This window comes from Neoroseomonas soli, from assembly GCF_018129065.1.
In the GTDB taxonomy this organism is placed as follows: domain Bacteria; phylum Pseudomonadota; class Alphaproteobacteria; order Acetobacterales; family Acetobacteraceae; genus Neoroseomonas; species Neoroseomonas soli.
Map to the genome: position 1 here is coordinate 1 of NZ_JAAEDM010000084.1, position 17,403 is coordinate 17,403.

16 protein-coding genes and 1 pseudogene are annotated in these 17,403 nt (G+C 70.9%); 9 read left to right on the forward strand and 8 right to left on the reverse strand.

The window, feature by feature from the left end; genetic code table 11:
- On the forward strand, positions 1-200 hold a 200-nt coding region (locus GXW76_RS21185), incomplete at its 5' end, for a hypothetical protein (protein WP_211864099.1).
- A gap of 42 nt (positions 201-242) precedes the next feature.
- Here the strand turns inward: GXW76_RS21185 and GXW76_RS21190 are convergent.
- Both GXW76_RS21190 and GXW76_RS21195 read right to left on the reverse strand, forming a co-directional pair.
- Positions 243-854 (reverse strand): Maf family protein, encoded by a 612-nt coding sequence (locus tag GXW76_RS21190; RefSeq protein WP_211864100.1) that lies wholly within the window; start codon positions 852-854, stop codon positions 243-245.
- On the reverse strand, positions 851-1,753 hold the full coding sequence (locus GXW76_RS21195) for a pyruvate, water dikinase regulatory protein (RefSeq protein WP_211864101.1): 903 nt from the start codon (positions 1,751-1,753) through the stop codon (positions 851-853). Before GXW76_RS21195 ends, GXW76_RS21190 begins: the two co-directional genes overlap by 4 nt.
- A 299-nt stretch (positions 1,754-2,052) precedes the next feature.
- Between GXW76_RS21195 and hemE the strand changes: the two genes are divergently transcribed.
- Entirely contained in the window at positions 2,053-3,111 is a 1,059-nt protein-coding gene (hemE, locus tag GXW76_RS21200) for a uroporphyrinogen decarboxylase (protein ID WP_211864102.1), read from the forward strand.
- A gap of 39 nt (positions 3,112-3,150) precedes the next feature.
- Here the strand turns inward: hemE and dnaQ are convergent, their stop codons facing one another.
- From dnaQ to GXW76_RS21220, 4 genes are all read right to left on the reverse strand, one after another.
- Positions 3,151-3,852, reverse strand: a complete 702-nt coding sequence (gene dnaQ, locus GXW76_RS21205; RefSeq protein WP_211864103.1) for a DNA polymerase III subunit epsilon — start codon at positions 3,850-3,852, stop codon at positions 3,151-3,153.
- Between the two features lie 79 nt (positions 3,853-3,931).
- Positions 3,932-4,555, reverse strand: a complete 624-nt coding sequence (gene coaE / locus GXW76_RS21210) for a dephospho-CoA kinase (protein ID WP_211864104.1) — start codon at positions 4,553-4,555, stop codon at positions 3,932-3,934.
- A complete protein-coding gene (locus GXW76_RS21215; protein ID WP_211864105.1) occupies positions 4,552-5,397 on the reverse strand; it encodes a shikimate dehydrogenase in 846 nt (281 codons plus the stop codon). Before GXW76_RS21215 ends, coaE begins: the two co-directional genes overlap by 4 nt.
- Positions 5,398-5,463: 66 nt before the next feature.
- Positions 5,464-6,714 carry an MFS transporter gene (locus tag GXW76_RS21220; protein WP_211864106.1) on the reverse strand — a complete coding sequence of 417 codons (1,251 nt, stop codon included), beginning with the start codon at positions 6,712-6,714 and terminating at the stop codon, positions 5,464-5,466.
- A 55-nt stretch (positions 6,715-6,769) separates the two neighbouring features.
- Between GXW76_RS21220 and GXW76_RS21225 the strand changes: the two genes are divergently transcribed.
- The 3 genes from GXW76_RS21225 (at position 6,770) to GXW76_RS21235 (ending at position 11,834) form a co-directional block, all read left to right on the forward strand.
- Positions 6,770-7,642 carry an AraC family transcriptional regulator gene (locus tag GXW76_RS21225; RefSeq protein WP_211864107.1) on the forward strand — a complete coding sequence of 291 codons (873 nt, stop codon included), beginning with the start codon at positions 6,770-6,772 and terminating at the stop codon, positions 7,640-7,642.
- Positions 7,643-8,122: 480 nt separating this feature from the next.
- Complete coding sequence (pnp, locus tag GXW76_RS21230) at positions 8,123-10,345, forward strand: polyribonucleotide nucleotidyltransferase (protein WP_211864108.1); 2,223 nt, start codon at positions 8,123-8,125, stop codon at positions 10,343-10,345.
- A gap of 88 nt (positions 10,346-10,433) precedes the next feature.
- Entirely contained in the window at positions 10,434-11,834 is a 1,401-nt protein-coding gene (locus tag GXW76_RS21235) for an NAD(P)H-dependent flavin oxidoreductase (RefSeq protein WP_211864109.1), read from the forward strand.
- Positions 11,835-11,900: 66 nt separating this feature from the next.
- Here GXW76_RS21235 and trpS read toward each other — a convergent pair whose 3' ends face one another.
- Positions 11,901-12,902 (reverse strand): tryptophan--tRNA ligase, encoded by a 1,002-nt coding sequence (gene trpS / locus GXW76_RS21240; RefSeq protein ID WP_211864115.1) that lies wholly within the window; start codon positions 12,900-12,902, stop codon positions 11,901-11,903.
- A 155-nt stretch (positions 12,903-13,057) separates the two neighbouring features.
- On the opposite strand from trpS, the gene GXW76_RS21245 reads away from it, so the two are divergent.
- Both GXW76_RS21245 and GXW76_RS21250 read left to right on the forward strand, forming a co-directional pair.
- Positions 13,058-13,213, forward strand: a complete 156-nt coding sequence (locus GXW76_RS21245; protein WP_211864110.1) for a hypothetical protein — start codon at positions 13,058-13,060, stop codon at positions 13,211-13,213.
- 31 nt (positions 13,214-13,244) lie between these two features.
- Positions 13,245-13,688 carry an Rrf2 family transcriptional regulator gene (locus GXW76_RS21250; RefSeq protein WP_211864111.1) on the forward strand — a complete coding sequence of 148 codons (444 nt, stop codon included), beginning with the start codon at positions 13,245-13,247 and terminating at the stop codon, positions 13,686-13,688.
- Positions 13,689-13,804: 116 nt separating this feature from the next.
- Here GXW76_RS21250 and GXW76_RS21255 read toward each other — a convergent pair whose 3' ends face one another.
- Entirely contained in the window at positions 13,805-14,488 is a 684-nt protein-coding gene (locus GXW76_RS21255; protein ID WP_211864112.1) for a YggS family pyridoxal phosphate-dependent enzyme, read from the reverse strand.
- Between the two features lie 236 nt (positions 14,489-14,724).
- On the opposite strand from GXW76_RS21255, the gene GXW76_RS21260 reads away from it, so the two are divergent.
- On the forward strand, positions 14,725-16,761 hold the full coding sequence (locus tag GXW76_RS21260) for a tetratricopeptide repeat protein (protein ID WP_211864113.1): 2,037 nt from the start codon (positions 14,725-14,727) through the stop codon (positions 16,759-16,761).
- Between the two features lie 268 nt (positions 16,762-17,029).
- Positions 17,030-17,403 (forward strand): annotated as a pseudogene (locus tag GXW76_RS21265) (thiamine phosphate synthase); the annotation flags it as partial.

The following is a 17,403-nucleotide window of genomic DNA, read 5'->3' on the forward strand; positions in this document are numbered from 1 at the left end:
CGCAGGCCGAGGCCGCGGCCGCCGCGCGCGCGATGGCACAGGCCAATCGCGGCGCCGTGGTGCGCGGCCCGGCGCCGGCGACGCGACCGCGGCTCTTCGCCAATGACGGCGGGACACCGCGGCCGGATGTCGGCTTCCTCGGCTTCGATGCAGGGCGTGGGGCGGCGACGGGTGCGGCGCGAGGCGCCCGGCGCAGTTAGTGCGGATCCCGATCCGGTGGAATCACCCGATCGGGATCTGCTCTAGGCGAGAAGGACGCCATGGCGGCGCAGGAAGGTCAGCAGGGAGAGCAGTGGAATCCCTAGGATGGCGGCATGCTCGCCTTGCACGCGGGCGAAAAGCTGCACCCCAGGGCCCTCGAGCCGGTAGCCGCCGACCGAATGCGTCACATGCTCCGCCTCGGCTGCCAGATAGGCGTCGAGGAAGGGCTCCGAGAACTCCCGCATCGTCAGCCTGGGCGCCGCGACATCCTGCCAGACGCGGCTGCCATGCCGGTGGCAGACCACGGCCGTCACCAGTTCGTGCGTCCGGCCGCGCAGCGCGAGCAACTGCGCCCGCGCCACGGCAAGGTCGGCCGGCTTGTCGAACCAGGCGCCCTCGCAGACCAGCAACTGGTCGCAGCCGATCACCAGCGCGTCAGGGTGGCGCCGGGCGATGCGCTCCGCCTTCGCATCGGCCAGCATCAGCGCGGCATCGGCGGGTGGTATGCCCTCGGCCTGCGCGGCCTCCTTGATGGCCGCCTCGTCCACCGCCGAGGGCACCGCCTCGAAGCGCAGGCCAGCCTCCGTCAGGATGGAGCGGCGGGTGCCGGAGGCGGAAGCGAGGACGAGCCGCGGCGTCGCGGCCTGGATCATGTCTCGGCCCCCGGCGAGCCGAGCACCGCGGCGGCCGGATCCTCCGGGGCGTGGGGCAGGGCGGCATCCTTCCGCCGCGCGTGCCAGGCCTCCATGAGTTGAAGCACCGTCGCCGCCGTTTCCTCGATGCTGCGCCGGGTCACGTCGATCACCGGCCAGCCGCGGGACGTGCAGAGCCGCCGTGCCGCGACGATCTCGGCCTTCACCGCCTCAGGGTCGATGTAGTCGGTCGCGTCCTGCCGCACGCCGGCAGCGCCGATGATCTTCAGACGATGCCGGCGGATGTCGATGAGCGCATTGGCCTCGATATGGAGGCCGACGACCGGGCAGGGCGGGTCCTCCAGCGCGGTCGGCAGCGATGCGCCCGGAACGATCGGCACATTGGCCGCCTTGATGCCCCGGTTGGCCAGGTAGAAGCAGGTCGGCGTCTTGGAGGATCGCGAGACGCCCACCAGCACCACATCGGCGTCGCGGATGCCGAGCGTGCCTTGGCCGTCATCGTGCGACAGCACGTAGTGCATGGCATCGATGCGGCGGAAATAATCCGCGTCCATCACGTGCTGGGCTGCCCGCTTTTCCTTGGCCCGCGCGCCGATCGCCCCCTGCAGCAGGTCCATCACCGGATCGAGGGGAGAGAAGCATTGGAGGCCGAGCCGCCCGCAGGTCTCCTCCAGCGCGAGGCGCAGGCTGGAATCCACAAGGGTGTAGAGCACGGGGCCGGGCTCGTGCTCGATCCCCTCCAGCACGCGGTCGAGTTGGAGGCGGGACCGCACCAGCGACCAGCGGTGATGGAGCACGTGATGGTTGTCGAACCGCGCCAGCGTCGCCCGCGCGATCGAGTTGAGCGTCTCCCCGGTCGAATCCGAGACGAGATGGAGGTTGATTTGTCGGTGCGGCATCGCGGGGAGAATAGCGTGAATCGCTGTGGATGACGGGGACCGAATCAGCCTCGGCGAAGGGGCCTGGGGACAGGGGCTGCGTTGACCCCTTTGCGACGGAACATTGAATGACTTCGGCCGCAGCCGGTGGCATCCCGTGGAGAGTCCGCGCAAAGGTCCGGCCAGCCTGGGCCGGGCGGCCCGGCGCCCCTGTGGATGGGCTTGTGGAAGGCCTGCGGATCGGTTGCGTCCCCGTCATCCACAGGGTTCCTACTCCACCACGACTTCCTAGAATCCTTATTCTTTGCGAAGGGATGGTCATGGACAGCGAACGCGTCACCACGCCGGCCAAGCCCCTTCTGCAAGCCCTGGGAGGCGAAGCGATCTGGCCGCCGCCCGCCTGGCTGATGCGCCAGGCCGGCCGCTATCTGCCCGAATACCGGCAGGTGCGAGCCCAGGCCGGGGATTTCATCAGGCTCTGCACCACGCCGCCCCTCGCGGCGGAAGTGACCCTGCAACCCATCCGCCGCTACGGGATGGAGGGGGCGATCCTCTTCTCCGACATCCTGATGGTGCCCTGGGCGCTCGGTCAGCCGCTGCGCTTCGCCGAAGGCGAAGGCCCATTGCTCGAGCCGTTGCGCGATGCGGAGGCGATCGCGGCGCTTGATCCTTCCGCTGTCGTGGCCCGCTGCGCGCCGATCATGGAAACGGTGGCGCGCGTGCGGGAAGGGCTCGCGGCCGAGGCCCCGCGCACGGCGCTGATCGGCTTCGCCGGCGGCTGCTTCACCGTCGCCTGCTACATGCTCGAAGGCCGGGGATCGAAGGATTTCCCCGCGGCACGCGGCCTCGCCTATCGGGACCCGGCGGTGTTCGGGCGGCTGATCCGCACCTTGCAGGAGGCGACGACGGAATACCTCGTCGCCCAGGTCGAAGCGGGCGCCGAGGCGCTGATGATCTTCGACTCATGGGCGGGGATGCTTTCCCCCGGCCAGTTCCGCCGCTGGGTGATCGAGCCGACCGCCGCCATCACCCGCAACCTGCGCCGGCGCTGCCCGGGGATCCCGCTTGTCGGCTTCCCTCGCCTGGCCGGGCCGCTCCTGACGGATTATGCGGCACGGGCCGGCGTGGACGCGACGGCGATGGACACCTCGATGGATCCGCGCTGGGCAGCCCAGGCGGTGCCGCCGACCATGGCGCTGCAGGGAAACCTCGATCCGCTGGCGCTGGTGGCCGGCGGGGCGGCGCTCGAGGTGGAGACGCGCTCCATCCTCGCCGCCATGCGCGGCCGGCCCTACGTGTTCAACCTCGGGCACGGGATCGTTCCGCAGACGCCGCCGGAGAACGTCACGGCGCTGATGCGGATCCTGCGTTCGGCGTAGAACGGATCCAGGGTCGTCCTGGGTCGGGCCGGAGGTGCGTCAGCCCTCCGACGCGGGCGTGAAGGGAGGCTGGAGCCACAGCGCTTCCTTCACCTTGCCACGAAGGAAAGCCTCGTGCGCGGCGGCCCGGTCTTCCGGCACTGCGATGGGGCGGGGCGTCCAGGCGACTGCCTCCGCCGCCAGCGCCGGCCCGGCGCCGCGCAGCGAGGGCGCTAGCTCGAGCCCGGGCTGCTTGCCGCCCATCAGTTCCAGATAGACCTGGGCGAGCAGCGTGCAGTCGAGGATCGCGTTGTGCGAATCGCGCATCGAATTGTCGACGCCGAGGCGACGGCACAGCGCATCCAGGCTGTTCGGCATGCCCGGGTAGCGTTCCTTCGCGATCGCGAGGCTGTCGACCATCCGGCTCCGGTCGAGCTTCGGCCGCCCGGCCCGCATCAACTCGGCATCGAGGAAGCCGAAATCGAAGGGTGCGTTGTGGGCGATGATCGGCGTGTCGGCGAGGAAGGCGAGCATCTCGTCGGCGATCTCGGCGAATTTCGGCTTCCCGGCGAGATCGCCGTTGGTGAAGCCATGGACGCGCGTCGCCTCGGCCGGGATGTCGCGCTCAGGGTCGACCAGGCAATGGAAGGTCGCGCCGGTGGGGAGGAGGTTGACCAGTTCCACCGCGGCGACCTCGATGACGCGGTCGCCCTGGGCCGGCTCCAGGCCGGTGGTTTCGGTGTCGAGGACGATCTGGCGCATGGCGGCAGAAATAGCAGGAAAAAGGCCAGGGCTCTGCCCCGGACCCCGCCGAGGGCCGAAAGGCCCTCGGAACCCGGGTTCAGGGGGGCGGGAAGCCGTCGGTGGCGGAAAGGACGGGGCGCCGCAGCTGTGCCACCAGGCGCCGGATCGCGGCCTGGGCGAAATGACGGCTGATCCCGGTCTGCAGGACATGGTCGGCATGGCGGCGCTTTTCGCGGTCCGGCATCTGGCGGGCGCGGATAGCCTCCAGGCGTTCTTCCGTCATCCCTCCGCGCAGCAGCACGCGCACGCGCTGGACCGCATCCGGCGCCGAGACCACCACAACCCGGTCCACACGCTTCTCGCCGCCGGTTTCGAGCAGCAGCGGGACATCGAGCACCACGATCCGCTTCCCGGCCCGGCGCGCGCGGGCAAGGAAGCGGTGTTCCTCGTCTCGCACCAGCGGATGGACGATGCGCTCCAGGCGCTTCAGCGCCGGGGCGTTGCCGAGAACGGCGCGGCGGAGGGCTTCCCGGTCCACACGCCCGTCCACGACCGCGCCGGGAAAGGCCGCCCCGATAGGCCCTACCGCACGTCCACCGCGTGCCTGCAGCGCATGCACGGCGGCATCGGCATCGAAGACCGGCACGCCGAGGCGGCGGAAAGTGGCGGAGGCAGTGGACTTTCCCATGCCGATCCCGCCCGTGAGGCCAAGCACGATCATCCGGCGGTCTTCGGAATATCCGCGGCGACGATGGCGCGGAGCGCGGCATCGACCCGGGGGGCAGCGCCGAACCAGGCCTCGAAGCCCGGCCGCGCCTGGTGCAGCAGCATGCCGAGCCCATCCACCGCCCGCAGCCCCCGGGCCCGTGCGGCGGCGAGCAGCGGGGTCTCCAGCGGCACGTAGACGATGTCCGCCACCACGGCGGAGGCCGGCAACGGCGCCAGGTCGACGTCGAGCGGCGCATGCCCCTGCATGCCGAGGGAGGTCGTGTTCACCAGCAGCGCCGTGGCAGCGAGCGGCGGCTCGGTCGCGACCTCGATGGCACCGCCGAGGTCGCGCGCCAGGGCCTCCGCCCGCGCCGCCGTGCGGTTGACGAGCGTCACGCGCGGGCAGCCCGCATCGAGCAGTGCCGCCGCGATGGCCCGCGCCGCCCCGCCCGCGCCCAGCAGCACGGCGGGGCCGTCGCTTGCCGCCCATCCCGGCGCCTGGTCCCGCACGCTTTCGAGGAAGCCGTAGCCGTCGGTGTTGGAGCCCTCGATGCGGCCGTCGCGGAAGACCAGCGTGTTCACCGCCCCGGCGCGGCGCGCGGTGGCATCGACGCTGTCGCAGACCTCGAAGGCGGAGAGCTTGTGCGGGATGGTGACGTTGGCACCACGGAAGCCGAGATCCGCAAGCGTCCGCACCGCAGCCGCGAAGTGTTCCGGATGCACCGGCAGCGGGAGATAGGCCCCGTCGATGCCGAGTGCCTCCAGCCAATACCCGTGCAGCCGGGGCGAGCGGGAATGCGAGACGGGCCAGCCGAGAACCCCGGCGAGCCGCGCGTGACCGGTGAGAAGGCGCATTCCCGCAGGAAGCCGCGCCCCGCGGCGCATGGCAAGAGTGCGCCGCGGCAGGAGGTTCGGGCCAGGCTACTCGGCCGGCACTGCCGCTGCGCGCGCCTGGTCGCGGAACTCGGGCGCCTGCGCCCAGAGCTCGGGTTTCAGTTCCTCCTGCCGGTCGGGGAAGGCGAAGGCGCAGACCAGCGTGACCGCGGCGACGGCCGCCAGCACCAGCATCGCGACCGCCAGCGAACCTGTCGCCTCGTGCAGGAACCCCACCAGCGGGGAGGCCACGGCGGCGCCGAGGAACCCCACGGTGAAACGGATGGAATAGAGCTTCGCCCGCAGTTCCGGCGCGACGTAGCGCGCCGTCATGGTTTCGTTCACCGTGACCTGGCCGAAGACGCAGGCGGCGACGAGCCCGGCCACCGGCAGCACCGCCCAGCCGTCGAGGAAGGACAGCGCGATCAGCCCCGGCACCACCGCCATGCCAAGCGGCAGGAAGATGGTCTTGAGCGTGCGGCTGTCGATCATCCGCCCGACGGTGAACTGCGTCGCGCCGCCGCAGATCGTGGCGAGGAAGGCGAGCAGCCCGACCACCGGCAGCAGGTCCGGGCTGCCCGCGAGCCGTTCCTCCATCAGCTTGGGGATCAGCAGCGTATAGGCGTTGAACACCAGCCCCGAGACGGCGGCGATGGCGAGAAGGATGGTCACCGCGCGCCGCACGACGGCCCGCGGGATCGGCGGGAAGGGCCGCGCGCCGCCGCCGGCCTTCACGGCGTCGAATTCCGGTTCCCGCATGTAGAGCAGGCCGGCGAGGAAGCAGGCCACGCCGGGCAGGATGAAGGCCCAGCGCCAGCCGAGGGCCGCGGCGACGAAGGCGGTGACGACCGGGGCCGTGGCGACGCCGAAATTGCCGAAAACGCCGTTGATGCCCATGGCGCGGCCGACGCGGTCGCCGGCGGCCTCGACCAGCATGGCCGTGCCGATCGGGTGGTAGATCGCCGCGAAGCAGCCCATGACGCCGAGCGCGACGCCCACCGCCGCCGGGCTGTCCATCAGTCCCGCGACCGCCATGAAGAACCCGGTGCCGAGGAAGAAGGCGACCATCAGCGCCTTGCGCCCGAGTTTCGCGGCGAGCCAGCCCATCGGCAGGGCGCCGAGGCCATAGGTGACGAACATCGCCGTCCCGAGCGCCAGGATCGGCCCGTAATCCCCGCCGAAGCGGTCGCGTTCCTGGGTGACCATGGCGAGCACGGCGGTGGCCAGGATCAGCAGGCAATAGTGGGTGAAGGTATGGGCGGCGTTGATGAACACCACCTGGCGCGTGGCCGGTGTCATGGCGGTTCCTCTGGCCGCTTCCGTCGCGGCATTGCATCAGATTAGTCTTGGCCCGATGGCAACGTCAGGCCAATCCCTGTCGATCGACGGCCACGATCCGGCCCCGCGGAGGGACCTGCCGCAGGACCGGGTGGACCGGCCGCTGGCGGCCTTCGTGCGGGACTACGCCGAAGGCGAGGACGTGCCACGGCACAGCCACGACAGGGCGCAATTGCTCTACGCCATCACGGGCATCATGCGCGTCACGACCGATGCGGCGCGCTTCACCGTGCCACCGGCGCGTGCGCTCTGGCTGCCCGCGGGCCTGCCTCATGCGGTGGCGATGCCTGGCGGGCTGGCGATGCGGGCGCTGTTCCTGCGCTCTGACGCCGCGAAACGCGCGGGGCCGGAGCGTCCGGCGGTGCTGTCGGTCTCGCCGCTGCTGCGGGAACTGATTCTCGCCGCATGCGCGGAGCCGCTGGAATGGGACGAGCAGGGCCGCGGCGGGCACCTCGCCGCGCTCATCCTGGAAGAGATCGCCCACGCGCCGACCCTGCCGCTGGCCGTCCCGCAGCCGCGCGACCCGCGGCTGCTGCGCCTGGTGGCGGCGCTGGCGGCGAACCCGGCGAGCCCGCTGACGCTGGAGGACTGGGCAAGCGGAACCGGCGCCAGCCCGCGCACCCTCCGGCGGCTGTTCCAGGCCGAGACGGGCATGGGCTTCGCCCGGTGGCGACAGGCGCTGCGGTTGGCCGAAGCGGCGGCGCTGCTGGCGAACGGAAGCCCGCCGGCGCGCGCGGCGGCGGCAGTCGGGTACTCCAGCGGGCCAGCCTTCGGGGCAGCGTTTCGGGCGGTGTTCGGGATCACGCCGGGACGCGCCGGAGAGGGGCGCCGCCCCTCTCCGGACCTCTCCCCGCCAAAGGCCGAAAGGCCTTTGGAAACCGGGACCTGAAGGGACCTGCGGCCGGGTCCCCGCAATTCGCACCAAAGTGGGGGGTTCCGAGGGCCTTAAGCCCTCGGCGGGAGGGGTCCGGGGAGGGCGGCGCCCTCCCTGGGGACTTTCCGGTGGCGTTTTCCGCCGAACCGCGCCATATGGGCGCCCGGTGACGTCCGGCCTGATGCCGGCGCGCCAACCGCCGCGACCGCGGCGGGCCGACAGAGAAAGCCGCGGGACCCAGACCGGACTGCCGCGGCGTTTCCGGCCACATGGGCGGCCTTCCCGTCGCGTGACCCGCGATGGGCCCACCCCATGCCGCCCGAGACGCCGAGACACCGGCTCATGGACCTGGACCCCGGTCCCGACCTGTTTCGCCCTCCGTGTCGCATTCCGGGGCCCTTGGGGGGGCCCCATCCCGCCGTGCCGCCACCCGCGAAGGACGGGTGGGCATGGCCCGTGCGGCGCAGGACGGTGCCGCACCCGAGAGGACGACAGATGTTCGACAACTACTTCCGCAAGGAAATCAACTGGGGCGGCAAGACCCTGGTGCTCGAGACCGGCAAGATCGCCCGTCAGGCCGACGGCGCCGTGGTGGCGCGCCTCGGCGACACCATCGTGCTCTGCACCGCGGTCGGCGCCCGTTCGGTGAAGCCCGGCCAGGATTTCTTCCCGCTGACCGTGAACTACCAGGAGAAGGCCTTCGCTGCGGGCAAGATCCCGGGCGGCTTCTTCAAGCGCGAGGGCCGTCCCTCCGAGTTCGAGACGCTGACCTCGCGCCTCATCGACCGCCCGATCCGCCCGCTGTTCCCCGATGGGTTCCGCAACGAGGTGCAGGTCGTCGCGACCGTGCTGTCCCATGACCTCGAGAACGAGGCCGACATCGTCGCGATGGTGGGCTGCTCCGCCGCGCTGACGATGTCCGGCATTCCGTTCTTCGGCCCGATCGCCGGCGCGCGCGTCGGCTACATCAACGGCCAGTACGTGCTGAACCCGACCGCCGAGGAGCGGAAGTCGAGCACGCTCGACCTCGTGCTCGCCGGCACGGCCGAGGGCGTGCTGATGGTGGAATCCGAGGCGAGCGAGCTGACCGAGGAAGTCATGCTCGGCGCCGTCGAATTCGGCCACAAGTCCTTCCAGCCGGTGATCCAGGCGATCATCGAACTGGCCGAGGTCGCCGCGAAGGAGCCCTGGACGGTCGCCGAGGAGAGCGACGCGACCAAGGCGCTGAAGGTGCGCATCGCCGAACTCGGCCGCGCCGACATGGCGGTTGCCTACACCGAGACGCAGAAGCTGGTCCGCCAGGAGAAGGTCGGCGCGGTGAAGAAGGCCGTCGTCGCGGCGCTCGAAGCCGAGGGCGCGGACGTGGCCGCGGCGAAGGGGCTCCTGAAGGAGCTCGAGGCCGACGTGGTCCGCAACAATATCCTCGATACCGGCAAGCGCATCGACGGCCGCGACACGCGCACCGTGCGCCCGATTGTCGCGGAAGTGGGCGTGCTGCCGCGCGCGCACGGCTCGGCGCTGTTCACCCGTGGCGAGACGCAGGCGCTGTGCGTCGCGACGCTCGGCACCGGCCAGGACGAGCAGATCATCGACGCCCTCGCGGGCGAGTACCGCGAGGACTTCATGCTGCACTACAACTTCCCGCCCTACTCGGTGAACGAGACGGGCCGCATGGGCTCCCCGGGCCGGCGTGAAGTGGGCCACGGCAAGCTGGCGTGGCGCGCGATCCACCCGCTGCTGCCGGAGAAGGAGAAGTTCCCGTACACCATTCGCGTGGTGTCCGAGATCACGGAATCCAACGGCTCCTCCTCGATGGCGACCGTCTGCGGCACCTCCCTGTCGCTGATGGATGCCGGCGTGCCGCTGAAGCGCCCCTGCGCGGGCATCGCCATGGGCCTGATCAAGGAAGACCGCGGCTTCGCGGTGCTGTCCGACATCCTGGGCGACGAGGACCACCTCGGCGACATGGACTTCAAGGTGGCCGGCACCGACCAGGGCATCACCTCCCTGCAGATGGACATCAAGATCACGTCCATCACCTTCGAGATCATGAAGATCGCGCTGGAGCAGGCGAAGGACGGCCGCCTCCATATCCTCGGCGAGATGGCGAAGGGCCTGACCGGCCATCGCGGCGACGTGGCGGCGACCGCCCCGCGCATCACCGTGATCAACGTGCCCAAGGACAAGATCCGCGACGTGATCGGGTCCGGCGGCAAGGTGATCCGCGAGATCACCGAGCAGACCGGCACCAAGATCGACATCGAGGATGACGGCACCATCAAGGTGGCGGCGACCTCGATCGAGGCGGCGCAGAAGGCGATCGACTGGATCCGCGGCATCGTGGCGGAGCCGGAAGTCGGCGTGATCTACAACGGCAAGGTCGTGAAGACCGCCGAGTTCGGCGCCTTCGTGAACTTCCTCGGCGCCAAGGACGGGCTCGTGCACATCAGCGAGCTGGCGCAGGATCGCGTGAACAAGACCACCGACGTCGTCAAGGAAGGCGACCAGGTGAAGGTCAAGGTCATCGGCTTCGATGAGCGCGGCAAGGTGAAGCTGTCCATGCGCGTGGTGGACCAGGCCACGGGCGCGGACATCACCGAGCAGGTCGGCGCCCGCCGCCCCCGCCCGGAGGGCGAGGAGCGGGGCGAGCGCCGCGACCGCGGCGATCGGCGCGACCGTGGTGAGCGCCGGGACCGCGGCGGCGAGGCCGCCGAGTAACAACTGGACCAGGCTCGGCCGGGGCCCTGCACAGGTGCCTCGGCCGATGCCATATTCCCGTCATGAAGTTCGTATGGAGCGCCGGGTCTTGAAGGCCATCAACGCGATCCGCATGGGTGGTGTGGACGTTCTGCCGCTGGTGGAAGGGGGCAAGGGCGTCTCCGTGTCCAATGGCTTGTCCTGCGGGGCCTGGGCGGCCTCGGGCGGGGTCGGCACCTTTTCCGCGGTCAATGCCGATACCTATGACGCCGACGGCAGGCCCATTCCGCAAGTCTATCACGGCAAGACGCGCCGCGACCGGCACGAGGAACTCGTGCGCTACGCGATCGACGGCGCGATCACCCAGGCGAAGAAGGCCTGGGACATGGCCGGCGGCAAGGGCCGGATCCACGCCAACATCCTTTGGGAGATGGGCGGGGCGGAGCGTGTCGCGCGCGGCATGCTGGAAGGCGCGCGCGGCCTGATCCACGGCATCACCTGCGGCGCGGGCATGCCCTATCGCCTGTCCGACATCGCGCGCGAATTCGGCGTGCACTACTACCCGATCGTCTCCTCGGGCCGCGCCTTCAGCGCGTTGTGGAAGCGCGCCTACCACAAGACGCGGGAATGGCTCGGCGGCGTGGTCTACGAGGACCCGTGGCTGGCCGGCGGCCACAACGGCCTGTCCAATTCCGAGGACCCCAGGAAGCCCGAGGACCCCTACCCGCGCGTGCTGAAGCTGCGCCAGCAGATGCGCGAATTCGGGCTGGGCGACGTGCCGATCATCATGGCCGGCGGCGTCTGGTGGCTGGAGGAGTGGGAGGACTGGATCGACAATCCGGAGCTCGGCCCCGTCGCCTTCCAGTTCGGCACCCGTCCGCTGGTGACGAAGGAAAGCCCGGTCTCGGACGCGTGGAAGCAGCGGCTGCTGACGCTGCGGAAGGGCGACGTGCTGTTGCAGCCCTTCTCGCCGACGGGCTTCTATTCCTCGGCGGTGCGCAACGAGTTCCTGCACGAGCTCGAGGAGCGCAACGAGCGCCAGGTCGCCTACACCACCGAGCCGGTCGGCGAGCACATCGCCGAGTACGGCGTCGGCCCGCGCAAGCGGAAGGTGTGGCTCGCGCCGCACGACCTCGCCCGCGTCAACCAGTGGGAGGCGGAGGGTTTCGTCGAGGCGATGCGGACGCCGGACAACACGCTGATCTTCGTCACGCCGGACAAGTCGAGGGAGATCGTGCAGGACCAGATCGACTGCATGGGCTGCCTTTCGCAGTGCCGTTTCAGCAACTGGTCGCAGCACGAGCCGGAATTCTCGACCGGCAAGAAGGCCGATCCGCGGTCCTTCTGCATCCAGAAGACGCTGCAGGAAATCAGCCATGACGGCGCGTTGGAGCGGAACCTGATGTTCGCCGGCCACAACGCGTATCGCTTCGGCCAGGATCCGTACTATTCGAACGGCTTCATCCCCACGGTGAAGCAACTGGTCGAGCGTATCGCCACCGGCCGCTGATCGGGCCGGAAAATCAAAGAAGGTTGGGGGTCCGGGGGAAGTTCTCTTCCCCCGGCCTTTCTTTTTTCAGCGTGCCGGCAGGAACCCCACGATATCCCGTGCCCTGGCGACGATCGGCTCCGCGATCGCGCTCGCCTGTTCCGCCCCGAGCCGCAGGGCCGCATCCAGCGCCGCCGTATCCTCGAGCAGCCGCTTCAGTTCGCCCTGGATCGGCTGGAGATGCGCGATCAGCGCCTCGGTCAGCGTGTTCTTGAATTGCCCGAAGCCCTGCCCGCCGTGCTCGCGCAGCACGTTCTCCGGCATGGTGCCGGTGACGGCGGCGAGGATGCCGACCAGGTTGCGCGCCTCCGGCCGACCTTCCAGGCCCGCCATGTGTTCCGGCAGCGGTTCCGGGTCCGTCTTCGCCCGCTTGATCTTCTGCGCGATGCTGTCGGCGTCGTCGTTGAGGTTGATGCGCGACTGGTCCGATGCATCGGACTTCGACATCTTCTTGGTGCCGTCGCGCAGCGACATGACGCGCGCGGCCACGCCCTGGATCAGTGGCTCGATGTTCGGGAAGAAGTCCACGCCGTAGTCGTGGTTGAACTTCTGCGCGATGTCATTCGCGAGTTCGAGGTGCTGCTTCTGGTCCTCGCCCACCGGCACCTTGGTCGCGTGGTAGGCGTGGATGTCGGCCGCCATGAGGTTCGGATAGACGTAGAGGCCGGAGGAGGCGGCCTCCTGGTTCTTGCCGACCTTGTCCTTGAACTGCGTCATGCGGTTGAGCCAGCCGAGGCGGGTGACGCAGTTGAAGATCCAGGCGAGTTCCGCATGTGCGCGCACGTGCGACTGCACGAAAAGGACGCAGCGCTTCGGGTCGAGCCCGCAGGCGATCAGCGTCGCCGCCATCTCCCGGGTCTGCCGCCGCAGGTCGGCGGGGTCCTGCCAGACCGTGATCGCGTGCAGGTCCACCACGCAATAGATCGCTTCGTGGGTATCCTGCAGCGGCACCCAGTTGCGGATGGCGCCGAGGTAATTGCCGAGGGTAGGCACGCCCGAAGGCTGGATGCCGGAAAAGACGCGGGTCATCGGGAAAGGCACCGTATCCATGCTGCTGCGCGGGTGATCCCGCCTGCGGGCGGGCGCGTCAAGGCGGTGCATGCCCTTAAAGAGAGATCAAGAATCTTGCTTTTAACGCGCCGCCGGTCCAGGTTGCGTGCACACGCAACATGGAAAGCGCGGCGATGACAGCCCTGACCAAGGCCTTCCTCTATCCCGGCCAGATGGTGAGCGACCTGCTCGGCGCCGGGGCGAGCGACGACCGGATGATGGTTCGCACCCTCGTGAACATGCTGGTGTGGAACCTGGTCGTGGTGCTCATCGTGGTGGCGGTCTACTGACCGCGCCCGCATTCCCTTCCCGCCGGCCGCGATGCAACTCACCGCCTTCACCGACTACACGCTGCGCACGCTGATCTACCTCGCGATCGAGGAAGGCCGGCGCGCGACCATCGCGGAGATCGCCGACGCCTACGGCATCGCCGAGAACCACCTGACCAAGGTGGTCCTGCTGCTCGGCCAGGCCGGGGAGATCGAGACGCTGCGCGGGCGGGGCGGCGGGCTGCGGCTGGCGCGGCCGGCGGCCGAGATCGGCATCGGCGCGGTGGTGCGGCGGACCGAGCCGGGCCTGGCGCTGGCGCCCTGCCTCGGCACCGGGGCCTGCGTCATCACCCCGGCTTGCGGCCTGCGGCCCGTACTGGCCGAGGCGCTGGACGCCTTCCTCGCGGTGCTGGACCGCTACACGCTGGCGGATCTGGTGGGCGGGTCCCGCGGCGGCCTTGCGCGGCTGCTCGGGCTGCCGGCCTCCGCCGGATAGGGCAGATCGCCCACGGCTGGAATCAGCCGCAGGCGTGACGATGCTCGCTCAAGCAGGGCGAGAGCCGCTTCCACATTGGCGGAAGCCGCCCTCGCGGGCGGCCCGCAAGACCCCCTTCAGGCCGGCGCCGGGCGATGCCCGAAGATCGCCGTTCCGACGCGCACCAGCGTGGCACCTTCGGCGATCGCCGCCTCGAAATCCGCGCTCATGCCCATGGAGAGTTCCCGCAGCCCGTGCCGCGCCGCCAGTTCGCGCAGCAAGGCGAAATGCGGCCGAGGGTCCTGGTCCAAGGGCGGAATGCACATCAGGCCGGTCACGGGCAGGCCATATTCCTCGCGCGCGGCGCGGATGAAGGCGTCGGCCTCGGCGCGGGGCACGCCGGATTTCTGGGTCTCGTCTCCGGTGTTGACCTGCACGAAGCAGTCCGGGCGGCGGCCTTCCTTCTTCATGGCCTCGGCGATGGCGGCGGCGAGCTTCGGGCGGTCGATGCTCTCGATCACGTCGGCGATGCGCACGGCGTCGCGCGCCTTGTTGGTCTGCAGGCCGCCGATGATGTGCAGGCGCATCGCCGGATGGGCGCCGCGCAGGTCGGGGAACTTCCCCGCCGCCTCCTGCACCCGGTTCTCGCCGAAGACGGTCTGGCCGGCGGCGAGCGCGGCAACCACGGCTTCCTGCGGATGGGTCTTGGAGACGGCGACGAGGGTCACGCTGTCCGTGGCGCGGCCGGCGCGGGCGCAGGCCTCGGCGATGCGGGCGCGGATGGCGGCGAGATTGGCGGCGATGTCGGGTTCACTGGGCATGGCGGGGGCAGGCTAGAGAGGGCGGCGGGCGGCCTCAAGCCGTGGCTCGCCTTGCCCGGCGCGGCGCCACCGCGCTAGAGCCGTTGCCGCTCGCTCTGGCTCACGTCAACGGCTCCAGGCATTTGTTTTCGCGAGCATCTTCACCCGATCAGGTGATTCCACCTGATCGGGATCTGCTCTAGAGGCCGCGGACCAACCGGGCCGCAAGCCTTGTTTCCGTTTCAGGGATGGACCGTGTGAGCGAAGCCGCCGAATTCCTCCGCGCCGCCGAGGCCGCGCTCCGGTCCGGCCGCGGGCCGGACGCCGAGAAGGCTACCCGTGCCGCGCTGCGCGCCGGGCCGGACGACCCCGCCGTGCAGCATATCGGCGGCATGGTGCTGCTGCGGCTGGGGCGGCTCAAGGATGCGCTCGGCCCGCTCGGGCGGGCCGCGGCGAAGGAAGGGGCGCCGGCGGCGTGGATCGTGGCCCTCGGCAACGCCCAGGCCATGGCGAACGACCCCGCCGCGGCGGAGGCGACGTTGCGCCGGGCGCTGGCGCTGGACCCCGCCAATGCGGTGGCGCAGTTCAACCTTGCCCTGCTTCTGACGGGCCGCGGCGCGCTGGAGGAAGCGCGGGCGGCGCTCGAGGCGTCGCTCGCCGCGCGGCCGAATCATCCGGGCGTGCTGCTGGCGCTCGGCAACGTCCATCTCCGGCAGGGCGACGCCTTCGCCGCGGCGGCGGCCTGGCGGCAGGCGGTGGCGGCAAAGCCCGACTTCGCCGAGGCGCACGCCAATCTCGGCGGCGCCCTGGCCGATCTCGGCCAGGCGGCGGAAGCCGAGGCGGCGCTGCACCGGGCGCTGGCGCTCAGTCCCGGGCTGGCGCTCGCGCGGCACCGGCTGGGGGACCTGCTGCTCGACCGGGGCCGCACCGCCGAGGCCATCGCCGCGCTGCGCGAGGCGACGGCGCGCGACCCGAAGATGGCGACGGCCTGGAACAGCCTGGGCCTGGCCCTGCGCGCCGATGGCCGGCACGAGGAAGCCGCGACCGCCTTCCGCAGCGCCATCGCGGCGCAGCCCCGCCTGACGGAGGGACATGCCAACCTCGCGCTGCTGCTGGCCTGGATGGATGATGCTCCGGGCGCCACGGCGGCGGCGTCCCGCGCGGTGGACCTGGCTCCGGAGGACGCGCGCGCGCACCTCGCCGTGGCGGTGGCGGCCGCGGCGCGGGGCGATGCGGCGGCGGCCCATGGCGCTTCCCTCGAGGCGGTGCGCCGCCGCCCCTTCGTCCATGTCCCGGCGCGCGGCACGGCAGAGGCCACGGTGCTCATGCTCCAGGCCCTCGAGGACGGCCATTTCCGCGCCGCCCCCGACGGGGCGAAGCTGCCCGAGGGCCACAACAACGCCGTCGAGCACCTCGACCCGGCCCGCTTCGCCCGGGTGGACCTGTTCGTCGATACGCTCGCCGAGGATCCCGGCGTGCTCGAGCGCCTGCCCCGCTGCGACGTCATCTACAACGCCATCACCGAGCCGGAGGCCATGCGCCGCGGCCTGGATCTGGCCGCCATGGCGGCGGAGCGGCTGGGCCTGCCGGTGATCAACCCGCCGGACCAGGTGCGCCGCGCCGCGCGGGACCTCGCGCCGTCGCTCTATGAAGGCATCGAGGGCGTCGTGGTGCCCCGCATCCTGCGCGTGCCCGCAACGGAGGACACTGCCGGCGCGGTCGCCTCGGCGATGGCCGAGGCGGGCCTGCCCTTCCCGGTCATCGCCCGGCCGGCGGGGACGCATACCGGCCTCGGCATGATGCTGCTCAAGGACGCCGCCGGTCTCGCGGCGCTGCCCGCGCGCACCGATCTCTTCGTCTCCGAGTTCGTGGACTTTCGCGACGCGGACGGGTTGTGGCGCAAGACGCGACTGCTGTGCGTCGGCGGCCGCGTGCTGCCGGAGCACCTTGCGACGGCGGACGACTGGAACATCCACCATCGCAATTCCCGCGCCTACATGGCGGCGCACCCCGAGGAGCAGGCGCGCGAGCGCGACTATCTCGAGAACTTCGAGAAGCGCCTCGGCCTGCCGCGCATGATCGCGGTGGGGGAAATGGCGGATCGGCTCGGCCTCGACTTCTTCGGGGTGGACGCGGCCCTGCTGGCGGATGACCGGCTGCTGGTCTTCGAAGCCAACCCCAGCATGCGCGCCATGTTCCTCGAGGCGCGGGACGGCTTCGAATACCTGCTGCCGGGGTTGGGGCGGATCTCCGCAGCCTTCTGCGACCTCGTGCTGCGCCGGGCGCGGCGCTAGAGCGGTTTCCAGACCGTTGGAAACCGCTCTCGCCATGTTCGAGCGAGCATCGTCACGACTGCGGCTGATTTCAGCCGGAGGCGATCTGCTCCGGAGGGGCTTCCACGCGGTGGAAGTCGCCGACGCCATGTTGGAGCGAGCTTCGTCACGCGCCGGGCCGCTTGCTGCCCCGTGCAGTCGGCTCTAGCCCGCCGCGGCGATGGGTGGCGCGCTGGAACGGCTCGCGTGGCGCCTCCAACCGACGCGCCGGCGCGGGCGAGACCTGCCGGTGCTGTGGCTCGTCTCGGACCCGGCGCGCTTGCCCGATCCACGGCCGGCGGCGTCCCGCCTGCCGCGCGGCGCCGGTGTGCTGGCGCGGGGCGCGACGCCGGAGGTGCTGGCGGGTCTGCGGGCCCTGGCACGGTCGCGCGGCCTGACGCTGCTGGTGGCGGGGGATGGGCGAGCGGCGCTGGCGGCCGGGGCGGGGCTGCACCTGCCCGAGCGCCGGGGCAGCGCCGGGCTGCTTCCCTTCCTGCTGGCGCGGCGGGCCGGATTTCCGGGGGCGCTGCTGAGCCTTGCCTGCCACGGCGGCGCGGCGGCCGCGGCGCGGGTGCGATGGCTGCGGCCGGACCTCGTCCTGCTCTCCCCACTCTTCCCCACGGC

What these genes read in the sequence shown, in the direction of transcription:
- coaE (WP_211864104.1), bottom strand. Translation starts at nt 4,555, where the DNA reads ATGATCGTGCTTGGCCTCACGGGCGGGATCGGCATGGGAAAGTCCACT.
- GXW76_RS21225 (WP_211864107.1), top strand. Translation starts at nt 6,770, where the DNA reads ATGGCAACGTCAGGCCAATCCCTGTCGATCGACGGCCACGATCCGGCC.
- dnaQ (WP_211864103.1), bottom strand. Translation starts at nt 3,852, where the DNA reads ATGCGCCAGATCGTCCTCGACACCGAAACCACCGGCCTGGAGCCGGCC.
- GXW76_RS21220 (WP_211864106.1), bottom strand. Translation starts at nt 6,714, where the DNA reads ATGACACCGGCCACGCGCCAGGTGGTGTTCATCAACGCCGCCCATACC.
- GXW76_RS21195 (WP_211864101.1), bottom strand. Translation starts at nt 1,753, where the DNA reads ATGCCGCACCGACAAATCAACCTCCATCTCGTCTCGGATTCGACCGGG.
- GXW76_RS21190 (WP_211864100.1), bottom strand. Translation starts at nt 854, where the DNA reads ATGATCCAGGCCGCGACGCCGCGGCTCGTCCTCGCTTCCGCCTCCGGC.
- hemE (WP_211864102.1), top strand. Translation starts at nt 2,053, where the DNA reads ATGGACAGCGAACGCGTCACCACGCCGGCCAAGCCCCTTCTGCAAGCC.
- GXW76_RS21250 (WP_211864111.1), top strand. Translation starts at nt 13,245, where the DNA reads ATGCAACTCACCGCCTTCACCGACTACACGCTGCGCACGCTGATCTAC.
- pnp (WP_211864108.1), top strand. Translation starts at nt 8,123, where the DNA reads ATGTTCGACAACTACTTCCGCAAGGAAATCAACTGGGGCGGCAAGACC.
- GXW76_RS21245 (WP_211864110.1), top strand. Translation starts at nt 13,058, where the DNA reads ATGACAGCCCTGACCAAGGCCTTCCTCTATCCCGGCCAGATGGTGAGC.
- GXW76_RS21255 (WP_211864112.1), bottom strand. Translation starts at nt 14,488, where the DNA reads ATGCCCAGTGAACCCGACATCGCCGCCAATCTCGCCGCCATCCGCGCC.
- trpS (WP_211864115.1), bottom strand. Translation starts at nt 12,902, where the DNA reads ATGACCCGCGTCTTTTCCGGCATCCAGCCTTCGGGCGTGCCTACCCTC.
- GXW76_RS21215 (WP_211864105.1), bottom strand. Translation starts at nt 5,397, where the DNA reads ATGCGCCTTCTCACCGGTCACGCGCGGCTCGCCGGGGTTCTCGGCTGG.